Below are 13159 nucleotides of genomic sequence, written 5' to 3' on the forward strand. Positions count from 1 at the left end.
CCAATTGGTGTAACAATTCCCGCATGGGAGTTCGAACGAAACTCGCGATCGTCGCCGCCGTGACGCTGACCGCCTGCTCATCCCCGACGCCTGCCGAGAACAACTCCCAGCACCGCGACGTGAAGAGCATCATCGCCGCGGTGACCAAGTCGATCAACGAGAAGGGGACCTACCGCTTCAGCATCACGCCACCGCCCACGGGAGGCGGCGTGCGGGCCCCGTCCAGCGGCTCGATCCGGCTGGGCGGCGAGGTCCCGAGCATGGACGCGACCACCACCCGTCCCGTGCAGACCGACGGCGAGGCGGTCGAACTGAGGCTGCTCTCGACCACGAAGGACACCGCGTTCGTGAAGCTGCCCGCCACCGTCTTCGGCCTTCCCGCGGACAAGCCGTGGGTGAAACTCGATCGCAAGGCCGACGACGACTTCACCACGACGGTGCTCGGCTTCCACGACGTCGTCTACCAGCAGGCCGCTTTCACGACGTACCACCTGCCGGTGATGGAGGCGGGCGGCGAGCTCAAGCTGACCGCGGAGATCAAGGGCCACACGCGCTACTCGATCGCCGTCGACTACCAGAAGGCCTACGACACCCTGAAGGACGAGGCCCTGCGCGCCGAGGTCAAGCTCGCGCTCGACCAGAAGGTCCCCGGCTCCACCGGCGAGATCGAGCTGGACGAGAACGGCCTGCCGGTGCGCATCACGTTCGTCACCCAGTTCCAGGGCGTGCAGATCGTCGACGAGGCGCGCTTCTCCGACTGGGGCAGCGATGTGAAGATCAGCGAGCCGAACCCGGCCGAGATCAGCTCGCGGAACTGAAGCGGTAGCGCCAGATCGCTGGCAGCAGCGCCACCATCGCGACGGACGCCACGACCACCAGCAGGCCACCGACCGACACCGCCGCGGCCGTGCCGAACGCGGCGCCACCTGTGCCGTGCAACAGGTCCGCGATGCGCGGCCCACCCGCGACGACGACGATGAAGACGCCCTGCATCCGTCCACGCATCTCGTCCGTCGCGGCCGACTGCAGGATCGCGCCGCGGAACGCCATCGACACCATGTCCGCCGCACCCGCCAGCGCCAGGAATCCCGCAGCGACCCAGATCGACCCGGCAAGACCGAAGCCCATGATCGCGAGACCCCAGCCGACAACTGCGAGCGTCAGCGCGACACCGTGCCTGCTGACGTTCGAGATCCACCCGGACGTGAGTCCGCAGATCACCGCGCCGACCGGAATCGCCGCGAACAGCACGCCGAGCGCGAACCCACCGCCGGGCGGGTCGCCGAACGTGTGCTGGGCCATCTCCGGGAACAGCGCCCGCGGCATGCCGAACACCATCGCGATGATGTCCAGCAGCATGCTCGCCATCAGCACCTTCTGCGCCCACAGGTACGTGAAGCCGGCCAGCACGTCCTTGAGTCCGGCGCGCCGCACCACCCCGTCCAGCGGCGGCATCGCGGGCAGCTTCCACACCGCGTAGACCGTCACGACGAGCGCGATGGCGTCCACCAGGTACAACGTCGACAGCCCGACGATCGGCATGAACGCACCCGCGAGCAACGGCCCGAGCACGGCACCGAACTGCATGACCGTCGACCCGAGCGCACCGGCGGAAGGCAACAGCTCAGCAGGCACCAGCCGGGCGATGGAGGCCTGCCGCGCCGGCGCGTTGGCCGCGAAGAACACCTGCTGCAGCCCCAGCAACGCGATCACCAGCCACACCGAGCCGATGTTCATCGCGGCCTGCGCCCACAGCAGCACCGACGAGACGGCGATGCCGATGTTCGTGACGAGCAACAGCTTGCGGCGGTCCACCGTGTCCGCGACAGCACCGCCCCACAGCCCGAACACGAGCAACGGCACGAGCGCCACACCAGCGGCGATGCCGACCCACGCGGACGAGCCGGTGAGGTCGTAGACCTGCTTGGGCACAGCAACGGCGGTGAGCTGGGAGCCCACCGCCGTCACGATCGTGGAGAGCCACAACCGGCGATACGCGACGATCTTCAACGGACGAGTGTCGATCACGAACGTCGAGCGCGCGCTTCTCCCCACGGTGGCCATTTGATTAGCCTATGGCAACTAACAAGCGCTTTACCTGGATGTGTCGCCAACACCACTCGTCAGAGGCGGACGGGGTATACCGGCTCCGGCACCTTCGGGCTGATCCGGCCTTCGACGAAGATCCCGTGCCAGATCATGAAGCACAGCACGGACCACAGCTGCCGGCTGCGGTCGAACTGCTCGGACTTGTGCTCGGCGAGCAGGTCCAGCACCGCGTTCTTGTCGAGCAGGTGACCGGTCTGCGAGTCGTTGATGATCCCGCGGGCCCAGTCGTACATCTCAGCCCGCAACCAGTGCCGGATCGGCACCGGGAACCCGAGCTTGGGCCGGTTGAGCACGTGCGCCGGAATGATCTTCGCCAACGCCTTGCGCAGCGCGAACTTGGTCGTGCCTTCGGTCAGCTTCTGGTCGAGCGGCACCTCGGCCGCGACCCGGAACACCTCAGGATCGAGGAACGGCACGCGCAACTCGATCGAGTTCGCCATGGTCACCTTGTCGGCCTTGACCAGGATGTCGCCGCGCAACCACGTGTAGAGGTCGATGTGCTGCATGCGCGCGACCGGATCCCAGTCCTCCGACTCGCGGTACCAAGGCGCCGTGACGTCCTGGAAGCCAATCCCCTCGACATAGCCGGGGAACACCGCACGCACCTGCGCGTCACTGAAGTTGCGAGCGTTCCCGTAGTACCGCTCCTCCAACCGAAGCGCCCCACGCCGCAAGAGATCCTTACCGCGCACACCCTCCGGAATGGACTTGGACACAGCGCCCATCAACTTCCGAACGCCACCGGGCACCTTCTCGAAGGGCGCCAACGACAGCGGCTCGTGATAGATCACGTACCCGCCGAACAGCTCGTCCGCACCCTCACCCGACAACACGGCCTTGACGTACTTACGCGCTTCCTTCGCGATGAAGTACAGCGGCACCAACGCCGGGTCCGCCACCGGGTCGTCGAGATACCAGAGGATGAGCGGCAGCTCCTCCATCATCTCGTCGGCCGACACGGTCCTCACCACATGCCGAACCCCGATGGCCGCCGCGGTCTCCGCGGCAACATCGACCTCCGAGTACCCGTCACGGTCAAACCCGCTGGTGAACGCGATGAGGTTCGGGTTGTGCAGCTTCGCCAACGTCGCGGTGGCGGTGGAGTCGATCCCACCCGACAGGAACGCGCCGACCGTGACATCCGGGTCCGAGATCATGTGTTTGGACACCGAGTCACGCATCACGTCGGCAATGCGCTCGTACAGCGCCTCAGCCTCATGCGCCCCGTTAACCGGCCGGGGGTTGAACACAGGCTTGAAGTACCGGTTGAACAGCACCTGCCCACCAGGCGAAACCCGGAACGACGTCCCGGACTCGACCCGCCGGATCGCCTTGTGCAGTGACTCAGGCTCAGGCACGTACTGCAACACCAGGTAGTGCTGCAACGCGGTCTGATCCAGCTCCTGACTGATGCCGAGCACACCGGTCAGCTGCAACAAACTCTTCTTCTCGGACGAGAACCCGACCCCACCGGGCCCAGTGGCCCAGTACAACGGCTTGATCCCAAACGGATCGCGAGCGCCAAAAACCACCCGCTCCTGCGCGTCCCAGATCATGAACGCGAACATGCCGCGCAACATCTTGACCCAGTCAGCACCGAGGTAGTGATAACCAGCGACGATGGCCTCACCATCACCCTTGGTCTTGAACTGGGCCCCGAACTTCCGCATGAGCTCCGAACGAAGCTCCTTGTAGTTGTAGATCTCCCCGTTGAAGTTCAACGTGTACCGCGTCGGGTTCTCCGGCGGCCCCCACACCAGCGGCTGATGCGAGTGCTCAAGATCAATAAAACCAAGCCGGTTGAACCCGTAGACAACCTCAGCATCAGCCCAGGTGTCCTGCTCGTCGGGCCCACGGTGCCGCTGGCAGCGCAGCGCTGCGGCCACAGAGGCACGCGCGGAGACCGCAGCTGCTTCGGTGGAACAGATGAGTCCGAGCACTCCGCACACGTGAAATCGCACCTCGTAGCTAGCTGTTGCTGAAATCCCAGTATGCCGAAGCCGGGATCGGACATTCTCCGCAGCCTGAAGACGCCTGACTCACCGGTCAGGTTCACCGCGAAGCCGAAGGCGAGCCGTCCTTACCGAGCGGGCCCGGCGGTGGGTCCCGTCACGAGTCGCACCACAGCACTTGCTGCACCTGAGGGGTGAGGTCAAGTCGACACGCTTTTCGTCGACTTGACCTCACCCCTCAGGTGTGGCCCGCTCCTGGTGCGACTCGTGACGGGACCCACCGCCAACGCAACCCTCTAAGCAACAGGCAGCCGCCCAAAGCAACAGGCGTGCCATCAACCCACAGGCGGCGCCACCCCCCGATCAGATTGCCGGGGGTCTGGGGGCAGAGCCCCCAGGGAAAGCACCCAACGCAACCTGGCCGCCCGCAAGGTGACCACGCTGACGCAGGCGTCCCCCCGATCCGGGAACCCCTACAACTCAACCTACTCAGAGGGTCCGACAAGATCAGCGAACAGCAAAAGGGGCGCCTCCCGCCCACAGGAGACACCCCATCCGCAAAAGCTCTACTCAGGCAAAGGCCCTACGGAGCAACCCGCTCCAACGACCACCCGTCCCGACCATCCCGGAACCGCAACCGGTCATGCATCCGATCCCGCCGCCCCTGCCAGAACTCAACCTCTTCAGGCCGAATCCGCCACCCACCCCAATGCGGCGGCACAGGAATCTTCTCGGTATCGGCGAACTGCCGCTCGATCTTGTGCAACGCAGAATCCAAAGTGGACCGCCCGGTCACAACCCGGGACTGAGGCGAAGCCCAGGCCCCGATCTGCGACCCCCGGGGCCGCGAGTTCCAGTACTCGGCGGTCTCCACGGGCCCGACCTTCTCCACAACCCCACGCACGTGAGCCTGCCGCTGCATCGCGAACCACGGGAACGTGGCCGACGCGTAGCGAGTAGCCATCAGATCGTGCGACTTGTTGGACGTGTAGTTGGTGAAGAACACCAATCCACGTACGTCCAACCCCTTCGCCAACACGGTCCGCGACGAAGGGCGACCCTTCACATCGGTCGTGGCGAGCACCATCGCGTTGGGCTCGGCAAGACCGGCGTTGGTCGCGTCGTCCAGCCACAGCTGCAGCTGCTCGAACCAGGTGGCGGCAAGCTCCGACTCGCTGAGCGAGCCCTGCTCGTAGGACACGCGCATCGCCGGTAGTGCGATGTTCGTGGTCTCCGTCATCGGCGAACCTCCAAGCGGCGGCAGAACTCGTGGTCCCTGGACCCGCGACCATACGCACGGCGAACGGATCCCGAAACCGCCTGCGCGGTGATGACCACCACCTGAACGGTGACTGTCCGTGCAAAGAACAGTTCTGGATCGAGTTCGTGATCGAATCAGATGGCATCGAGCACGCGTGTGACGGTGACCACGTCATCACCCAGTGCGGTGGCAAGGGTTCCGCCTGCTGCCAACGGAACGACGCTCCACCACTCCCCGCCGTCCGAACCGCGCACCGCGGAGTCCAGGACCAGCTCGGTACCGACGACCCTCTTGCCCGCCAGCCCGGCGGACGAAGTGTCAACCGACGGATCACCCACTGCCAGCTGCTGGTGCAACAACGGCGTGCCACAACGGGTTGCGCGCATCGTCGAGGACAACGTGCCCGGCTTCTCGCCGGCCCGGCCGAGCACCAGAACCTCACGAGTTCGCAACTGTGCGTGACCGTCCAATTCGGCCTCCACCATCGCGGTGTGACGCGCACGGCTCGTCACGACGGTCGGTTCCGGCAGGTAGGACACGGTTCCCTCGACCAAGAACCGCACGACCGACGAAGAAGCCGCGCCGGACGAGCCGGGCAACAACAGGGTCGCCGCAACACCTCGAAGCTCGAGTGAGGCTCCAGGACCGACTTCGACGGTCAGGGACAACGAATCGCCGCCCAGAGGCGCCGTCACCGAAGAAACCAGGTGCACCAAGGCAACTGGTCCCACCCGCCGGTGCGGCACCAATGTCAACGGTGTCATCGACCTCAGAACTCGCACGACGCTGTTGCCGTGCGAGTCCAACGTGACCACCAGCCGCGCAGTTGCCTTCACAGAACCGCCTTCACAGCTGGGCCAGCACCCACTTCGCGACCTCGGGCGCATCGGGCGTCTCGACCAGCGACTGCGCGATGACCGGCAACTCCCCGCGCATCCGGTGCGCGTCGGAGATCATCACGTCCATGTCCGCGCCCACGTACGGCGCCAAATCGATCTTGTTGATGACCAGCAGATCGGCAGTCGTCACCCCAGGACCACCCTTGCGCGGCACCTTGTCCCCGCCGGCCACGTCCACGACAAAAATCTGCGCATCGACCAGTCCGCGCGAAAACACCGCGGTCAGGTTGTCGCCACCACTCTCAATGATCACCAAATCCAACGACGAATGCCGGTGCTCCAACCGCTCCACCGCATCGAGGTTCGCGGTGATGTCGTCGCGGATAGCGGTATGCGGACAACACCCCGTCTGCACCGCCTCGATGCGTGACGGATCCAGCACCCCGGCCCGCCGCAGAAAATCCGCGTCCTCGGTCGTGTAGATGTCATTGGTGACGACCGCGAGCTCCAACTGAGAACCCAATGCGCGACACAAAGCCGCTGTCAGCGCCGTCTTACCGCTCCCCACCGGCCCGCCGATGCCAATGCGCGGCGCGGCTCCGTGGTGGTGATCATGCGGGTCGGGCCCGTGGTTAGCTCCCAAAGAGACGCACCCCTTCACGTCGATCATGTGCCTCGGCCAAAAGATCCAAGGCAGGCGAACCCAGCGCGGGCAGTTCCTTGCAGGCCCGCGAAGCAACGTCTTCCACAGCAAGCGAAGCCACGATCGCGTTGACCCCGAACGGATCCAGCCCGAGCAGCCGGACAGCCGCGGAAGCCGGTCCGCTGACGGCAAGATAGGCGCAGGTCAGAGCCGCTTCGTAAGCCTCACCGACCAACACCCCGATCACCAACGGCTGGTGCGGATCGCGCGGCAACGCCTCCAGCCGGGCAGAGGGCCAGGCCCGCCGAGCCGCCCGGAGCATCCCCCGCCCCTGCGCCCGCGAAGCAGCACGCTGGGCGGGCGAAGGCGTGCGGGCGTCCAGTTCCGCGTCCAGCATCGCGAGGTCCTCACCGCGAGCCGCGGCAGCCGCGAACCCAGCGGCCAACAGCCCAGCACCCAGCAACCGCCCGTGCAGGAACGACCGCAACGAAGGCTCGTCGACGACCAACCCGCGCGCCGCAGCCTCCTCCAGCCCACCGGAGTGCACGTGGCCGCCACCGGGGAACCGGGAGTCGGCGAGGATCAGCGCGGTCAGCATCAGAACAGGAAGTACCGTTGTGCCATCGGCAGTTCCGCGACCGGCGAGGGCTCCACCAACTCGCCGTCGATGTGCACGGCGAAGCTGTCCGGATCGACCTGGACGTCCGGCATCGCGTCGTTCAGCACCATGTCGGCCTTGGTCACCGACCGAGTCGACTCCACCGGCAGCACCCGCCGCGCGTACCGCTCGCCGATCCCGGCATCGATCGCCTCCGGCGCGACGAAGAACACCGAGGAAGCCGCTCCGGCCGTGGCTCCGAACATCGGCCGCGCCCACACCGGCTGCGGCGTCGGGATCGAGGCGTTCGCGTCACCCATCGCGCCCCACGCGATGAACCCGCCCTTCACCACCACCGAAGGTCGCACACCGAAGAACTTGGGCTCCCACAGCACCAGGTCGGCCAGCTTGCCGACCTCGACCGACCCGACCTCGGACGCGATCCCGTGCGCCACAGCGGGGTTGATCGTGTACTTGGCGACGTACCGCTGCGCCCGCAGGTTCGAGTCCAGAGAACGACGCGACGACATCACGTGCGCGGTCTGCCAGGTCCGGATGATCACCTCGCCGACGCGGCCCATCGCCTGCGAGTCCGACGAGATCATCGAGATCGCGCCCAGGTCGTGCAGCACGTCCTCGGCCGCGATCGTGGTCGGCCTGATGCGCGACTCCGCGAACGCCAGGTCCTCCGGCACGGACGGGTTGAGGTGGTGGCACACCATCAGCATGTCGAGGTGTTCTTCGAGCGTGTTGACGGTGTGCGGCCGCGTCGGATTGGTGGACGACGGCAGCACGTTCGGCAGGGACACCACGCGGATGATGTCCGGCGCGTGCCCGCCACCGGCCCCCTCGGAGTGGTAGGCGTTGATCGACCGGCCACCGATGGCGTCCACAGTGGACTCCAGGAACCCGGCCTCGTTCAACGTGTCCGTGTGGATCGCCACCTGCACACCGGACTCGTCCGCCACCCGAAGGCAGGCGTCGATCGCGGCGGGTGTCGTACCCCAGTCCTCGTGCAGCTTGAACCCACCGGCACCGCCGACGAGCTGTTCGCGCAGACCTTCGACCGAGACCGTGTTCCCCTTGCCCAGCAACAGAACGTTGACCGGCATGTGGTCCATCGACGTCAACATCCGGTCGAGGTACCAGGCTCCGGGCGTGACCGTGGTGGCCTTCGTCCCCTCCGCGGGACCGGTGCCGCCGCCGATCAACGTCGTCAGCCCGGACGCCAGCGCCTCGTCCACGATCTGCGGGCAGATGAAGTGGACGTGGCAGTCGATGCCGCCCGCCGTCAGGATCTTCCCGTTGCCGGACAGGATCTCCGTCGACGGCCCGATGACCAGCAACGGGTGGACGCCGTCCATCGTGTCCGGGTTGCCGGCCTTGCCGATCGCGACGATCCGGCCGTCCCGCACGCCGACGTCTGCCTTGACGACACCCCAGTGGTCGAGGATCACCGCACCGGTGATGACCAGGTCGGGAGCACCCTCGGCACGGGTCGCGACGCCCTGTCCCATCGACTCGCGGATCACCTTGCCGCCACCGAAGATCACCTCGTCGCCGGAGCCGGCGCCGCGCGAACGGTCCTCGGTGACCTCGATGAACAGGTCGGTGTCGGCGAGCCGGATCCGGTCGCCGACCGTCGGCCCGAGCAGTTCGGCATAACGCTCGCGGTCGATCATCGCTGCAGCCCCCTGACGATCCTCAAGCCTGCCAGCGGAACCAGCGTGACCTCGCGCTCGACCCCCGGCTCGAACCGCACGGCCGTGCCCGCCGGGATGTCCAGGCGGTAGCCGAACGCGGCCTCGCGGTCGAACGACAGCCCCGTGTTGACCGAGGCGAAGTGGAAGTGCGACCCGACCTGGACGGGCCGGTCGGCGACGTTCACGACGACCATCGTCACGCGCGGCCGTCCGGGATTGAGCTCGACGGGCTCGGAGCCGACGATCACCTCACCCGGCGCCGGACCTGCGGAAGGCGCGATCGGGTGGTGGACGGTGACGAGCTTGGTGCCGTCCGGGAAGGTCGCCTCCGCCTGCACCGAGTCGATCATCTCCGGTATGCCCCGCATGACCTGCTCCGGCGCGAGCACGGTCCGGCCGCTCTCCATGAGCTCGCTGACCGTGCGGCCGTCCCGCGCGCCCTCCAGCACGTGGTCGGTGATCAACGCGACGGCCTCGGGGTAGTTGAGCAGCACCCCGCGTTCGAGCCTCCGCCGCGCCACGTCAGCGGCGACGTGCACGAGGAGCTTGTCCCGTTCATGCGGCGTCAGATGCACCCGGCTGTTCTAACACGCGAAAGCGCGCTATCGCGGAGTGGAAACACGGCCGAAACACGACCGCGTGTCCACCGACCGGTTGACAGCCGGGGTCAGCGGTGCGGTCGTCCCGCCGGAGCACCTCGAAAACGCAGGATTCACCCCATGAACGCGATCCGAGTGAGGGGCCTGAAGAAGGCCTACAAGGGCCACCAGGCGGTGGCAGGGGTGGACCTCGACGTCGCACGAGGCGAGGTGTTCGCGGTCCTCGGCCCGAACGGCGCCGGCAAGACCACCAGCGTCGAGATCATGGAGGGGCACCGCGACCGCGACGCCGGTGAGGTCAGCGTGCTGGGCGTCGACCCGGCCAAGGGCAGCCGGGAGTGGCGTTCGAAGCTCGGCATCGTCCTGCAGAGCGCGACGGACGCCGCGACTTTGACGGTCCGTGAGGCCGTCCAGCACTACGCCAAGTACTACGGCGACCCGCGTGACCCGGACGAGGTCATCGACCTCGTCGGGCTCACCGAGAAGGCCAAGTCCCGCGGCGGCACGTTGTCCGGTGGTCAGCGGCGCCGGCTCGACGTGGCGCTCGGCATCATCGGCCGCCCGGAGCTCGTGTTCCTGGACGAGCCGACCACCGGCTTCGACCCCGAGGCGCGCCGCCGGTTCTGGAGCCTGATCAAGCTGCTGGCGTCCGAGGGCACCACGATCCTGCTGACCACGCACTACCTGGACGAGGCAGAGGCGCTCGCCGACCGCGTCGCCGTGCTCGCCGGCGGGAAGATCGTCGCCGAGGGCACGCCGCAGACGCTCGGTGGCCGTGCGCACGCCGACGCGACCGTGCGCTGGATGTCCGACCGCGGCTACACGGAGATCAAGACCTCCGAGCCCACCAAGGCGATCGCCGAGCTGTCCCGCGACGGCGAGCTCGCCGAACTCACCGTCACCCGCCCGTCCCTGGAAGACGTCTACCTGGAGTTGATCAAATGACCACCGCGGTGGCTCTGCCCGGAACCCTGTCGCTCGGTCTCTCGAGGGGTGCGACCGAGCTGCGGGAGTTCTTCCGGCAGAAGGAGAATCTCATCTTCACGGTGTCGCTGCCTGCGATCCTGATGCTGCTGCTCGGCACCGTCTACGTCCGGGAGCCCGCCGCCGCGCAGATGTTCGCGGCCAGCATGATCGGCGCCGGCATCATCTCGACGTCGTTCGTCGGACTGGGCATGAGCGTCGTGGCCGACCGCGAGGACGGCACGCTCAAGCGCCTGCGCGGCACACCGATGCCGTTCACGTCCTACTTCATCGGCAAGATCGTCCTGGTCTTCGTGTCGAGCCTGTTCGAGGCCGTGCTGCTGATGATCGTCGCCGTGCTGCGGTTCGACGTGGAACTTCCCTCGACCGCCCAGAAGTGGCTGACCTTCGGCTGGGTCTTCACGCTCGGCGTGATCTCGTGCTCCCTGATCGGCGTCGCGCTGAGCTCGATCGCGAAGTCCACCCGCAACGCGGCCGGCGTGCTGAACCTGCCGTACATCGTGCTGCAGTTCCTCAGCGGCGTGTTCATCATGCAGATGGCGCTGCCCGAGTCGCTGCGCACGGTGGGTTCGCTCTTCCCGCTCAAGTGGGTGTGTCAGGGTTTCCGCTCGGTGTTCGCACTGAACGACGACTACGCGGTGATGGAGGCGGCGGGATCATGGGAGCTCGGCAAGATCGCGCTGGTGCTCGGGGCGTGGACGATCGTGGGCCTGGTTCTCGTCAGCAGGACTTTCAAGTGGAGCAACACCAGTCGCTGATCACCTGGTACGTGCTCTTCGCGATCACCCAGGCCACCGCTCTCGTGCTGATCCTGATCGACGACAACACCCTCGCCGACCGCCTGACGGCGGCGGGGTTGTTGAGCCTGAACGGCGTGTGGTTCCTGCTCTACGGCAAGAAGCTGGTCAGCCGCGGCGACGACGACTGGCACGGCTTGATCTACGCGGCCGGTTCGCTCGCCACGTTCGCCCCGGCTGTCTGGTTCAGCGGCAACGCGACCTTCGCCCTGTTCGGCCTGGTCCCGCAGATCTACATGGTGCTGCCGGTCGCGTGGGCGTTCTGGCCGATGGCGCTGTTCGTGTTCACGCCGCAGATCCTGACCTGGGCCGCCGGTGCCGTGCCGGCGCTGCCCTGGCCGGCCGCCCTGCTGATCATCGCCTTCTCCCAGGCGTTCGGCTGGGCGATCAGCCGCATGTCCGAGCAGAGCAGGCAACGCGCCGAGCTGCTCAACCGGATCGAGGCGCTCACCATCGAGGCCGAACGGGCCCGCTGGGCCGGCGAGATCCACGACACGCTCGCGCAGGGCTTCACGTCGATCATCACCCTGTTGCAGGGCGCACAGCCGAACGTCGAGCTGGCGTTGCAGACCGCTCGGGAGAACCTGCGCGAGGCACGGGCCCTGGTGGCGTCCAACTCACCGTCGCCTTTGGACGGTTCCTCGCTGGAGGACGCGTTGCGGCGGCTGGTGAACGGCGCGGAGCTCGAGTCCTCCTTCCGCGTCATCGGCGATCCGGTGGGCCTGCAGACCTCGGCCGAGGTGGTGCTGCTGCGGACCGTTCAGGAGGCGCTGACCAACGTGGCCAGGCACTCCGGGGCGTCGCGGGTCGACGTCGTGATGAGGTTCGACGAGGACGGTGTCTCGCTGGAGGTGCGCGACGACGGCCGCGGGTTCGGCGACGCGCCGGAGGGCTTCGGCCTGCGGGGCATGCGCGCACGGCTGGAGCAGGTGGGTGGGACGCTCTCGCTGTCCTCGGACGAGGGAGCGTCAGTGCTGGTGGAGGTGCCGCTGTGATCAGGATTCTGCTGGTGGACGACCATCCCGTGGTGCGTCAGGGCTTGAAGGGCATGCTCGTCGCGGACGATCTGGAGGTCGTCGGCGACGCGGGTTCCGGCCAGGAGGCGATCGCTCAGGCCGCCCTGCTGAAGCCGGACGTCGTGCTGATGGACCTGCGAATGCCCGAAATGGACGGTGTGGCCGCTACCGCGAAGATCGCCGGAACCGGTCCGCGCGTCCTGGTCCTCACGACGTACGAGACGGATTCGGACATTCTTCGCGCGGTCGAGGCCGGCGCGTCCGGGTACCTGCTCAAGGACTCGACGACCGAGGACCTCATCGCGGCGATCCGCGCGGCGGCGCGCGGGGAGACCGTGCTGGCACCGTCGATGGTCGCGAAGGTCGTCGGGCAGGTGCGCACCCCGCCTCTATCGGCACGCGAGGCCGAGGTGCTCAAGTTGGTGGCCAAGGGGATGTCCAACGCCGAGATCGGAAGGACGTTGTTCATCTCCGAGGCGACCGTGAAGACTCACCTGTTGCGGGTGTTCAACAAGCTCGGGGTGTCGGACCGCACCGCGGCGGTGACGACGGCGATGGATCGCGGCATGCTGCAGTGACCCAGGACACCCGGCTGTCACCTCCCGGCCACCGGCCTGCAACACTGTGAGCTCCGGCAACGGCGCCGGTCAGGTCCCTG

At 67.0% G+C, this 13159-nt stretch carries 13 protein-coding genes; 5 read left to right on the top strand and 8 right to left on the bottom strand.

What is annotated here, in order from left to right:
- The first annotated feature begins 23 nt into the window (after nt 1-23).
- Nucleotides 24-818: a hypothetical protein gene (locus OG205_RS29375; RefSeq protein ID WP_330271239.1), complete on the top strand. Its 795-nt coding sequence runs from the start codon at nt 24-26 to the stop codon at nt 816-818.
- Here the strand turns inward: OG205_RS29375 and OG205_RS29380 are convergent.
- The 8 genes from OG205_RS29380 to OG205_RS29415 all read right to left on the bottom strand — a co-directional run bounded on the left by OG205_RS29380 (nt 802) and on the right by OG205_RS29415 (nt 9680).
- Nucleotides 802-2064, bottom strand: coding sequence for an MFS transporter (locus OG205_RS29380; RefSeq protein WP_330271240.1), 1263 nt, complete (start codon nt 2062-2064; stop codon nt 802-804). The two genes, OG205_RS29375 and OG205_RS29380, sit on opposite strands and share 17 nt — an antisense overlap.
- Before the next feature lie 59 nt (nt 2065-2123).
- Entirely contained in the window at nt 2124-4058 is a 1935-nt protein-coding gene (gene asnB, locus OG205_RS29385) for an asparagine synthase (glutamine-hydrolyzing) (protein ID WP_330271241.1), read from the bottom strand.
- 586 nt (nt 4059-4644) lie between these two features.
- Entirely contained in the window at nt 4645-5301 is a 657-nt protein-coding gene (pdxH, locus tag OG205_RS29390) for a pyridoxamine 5'-phosphate oxidase (protein WP_330271242.1), read from the bottom strand.
- Between the two features lie 155 nt (nt 5302-5456).
- Complete coding sequence (locus OG205_RS29395) at nt 5457-6017, bottom strand: urease accessory protein UreD (protein ID WP_330271243.1); 561 nt, start codon at nt 6015-6017, stop codon at nt 5457-5459.
- 151 nt (nt 6018-6168) lie between these two features.
- Complete coding sequence (ureG, locus tag OG205_RS29400; RefSeq protein ID WP_330271244.1) at nt 6169-6831, bottom strand: urease accessory protein UreG; 663 nt, start codon at nt 6829-6831, stop codon at nt 6169-6171.
- Nucleotides 6794-7405, bottom strand: a complete 612-nt coding sequence (locus OG205_RS29405) for an urease accessory protein UreF (protein WP_330278252.1) — start codon at nt 7403-7405, stop codon at nt 6794-6796. Before OG205_RS29405 ends, ureG begins: the two co-directional genes overlap by 38 nt.
- The gene (locus OG205_RS29410; protein WP_330271245.1) at nt 7402-9084 is read right to left on the bottom strand and encodes an urease subunit alpha; all 1683 of its coding nucleotides are present in this window, start codon (nt 9082-9084) and stop codon (nt 7402-7404) included. The genes OG205_RS29405 and OG205_RS29410 overlap by 4 nt, the downstream gene beginning before the upstream one ends.
- A complete protein-coding gene (locus OG205_RS29415) occupies nt 9081-9680 on the bottom strand; it encodes an urease subunit gamma (protein WP_330271246.1) in 600 nt (199 codons plus the stop codon). The genes OG205_RS29410 and OG205_RS29415 overlap by 4 nt, the downstream gene beginning before the upstream one ends.
- 144 nt (nt 9681-9824) lie before the next feature.
- On the opposite strand from OG205_RS29415, the gene OG205_RS29420 reads away from it, so the two are divergent.
- The 4 genes from OG205_RS29420 to OG205_RS29435 are packed head-to-tail and all read left to right on the top strand — an operon-like array spanning nt 9825 to nt 13079.
- Nucleotides 9825-10649 carry an ABC transporter ATP-binding protein gene (locus tag OG205_RS29420; RefSeq protein WP_330271247.1) on the top strand — a complete coding sequence of 275 codons (825 nt, stop codon included), beginning with the start codon at nt 9825-9827 and terminating at the stop codon, nt 10647-10649.
- Nucleotides 10646-11446 carry an ABC transporter permease gene (locus tag OG205_RS29425; RefSeq protein ID WP_330271248.1) on the top strand — a complete coding sequence of 267 codons (801 nt, stop codon included), beginning with the start codon at nt 10646-10648 and terminating at the stop codon, nt 11444-11446. The genes OG205_RS29420 and OG205_RS29425 overlap by 4 nt, the downstream gene beginning before the upstream one ends.
- Nucleotides 11425-12480 carry a sensor histidine kinase gene (locus OG205_RS29430; protein ID WP_330271249.1) on the top strand — a complete coding sequence of 352 codons (1056 nt, stop codon included), beginning with the start codon at nt 11425-11427 and terminating at the stop codon, nt 12478-12480. The genes OG205_RS29425 and OG205_RS29430 overlap by 22 nt, the downstream gene beginning before the upstream one ends.
- The gene (locus tag OG205_RS29435; RefSeq protein WP_330271250.1) at nt 12477-13079 is read left to right on the top strand and encodes a response regulator transcription factor; all 603 of its coding nucleotides are present in this window, start codon (nt 12477-12479) and stop codon (nt 13077-13079) included. The genes OG205_RS29430 and OG205_RS29435 overlap by 4 nt, the downstream gene beginning before the upstream one ends.
- Nucleotides 13080-13159 lie beyond the last annotated feature (80 nt).

It is taken from the genome of Lentzea sp. NBC_00516 (genome assembly GCF_036346835.1).
Lineage (GTDB): Bacteria > Actinomycetota > Actinomycetes > Mycobacteriales > Pseudonocardiaceae > Lentzea > Lentzea sokolovensis.

What these genes read in the sequence shown, in the direction of transcription:
- OG205_RS29375 (WP_330271239.1), top strand. Translation starts at nt 24, where the DNA reads ATGGGAGTTCGAACGAAACTCGCGATCGTCGCCGCCGTGACGCTGACC.
- OG205_RS29380 (WP_330271240.1), bottom strand. Translation starts at nt 2,064, where the DNA reads ATGGCCACCGTGGGGAGAAGCGCGCGCTCGACGTTCGTGATCGACACT.
- pdxH (WP_330271242.1), bottom strand. Translation starts at nt 5,301, where the DNA reads ATGACGGAGACCACGAACATCGCACTACCGGCGATGCGCGTGTCCTAC.
- ureG (WP_330271244.1), bottom strand. Translation starts at nt 6,831, where the DNA reads ATGATCGACGTGAAGGGGTGCGTCTCTTTGGGAGCTAACCACGGGCCC.
- OG205_RS29410 (WP_330271245.1), bottom strand. Translation starts at nt 9,084, where the DNA reads ATGATCGACCGCGAGCGTTATGCCGAACTGCTCGGGCCGACGGTCGGC.
- OG205_RS29420 (WP_330271247.1), top strand. Translation starts at nt 9,825, where the DNA reads ATGAACGCGATCCGAGTGAGGGGCCTGAAGAAGGCCTACAAGGGCCAC.
- OG205_RS29425 (WP_330271248.1), top strand. Translation starts at nt 10,646, where the DNA reads ATGACCACCGCGGTGGCTCTGCCCGGAACCCTGTCGCTCGGTCTCTCG.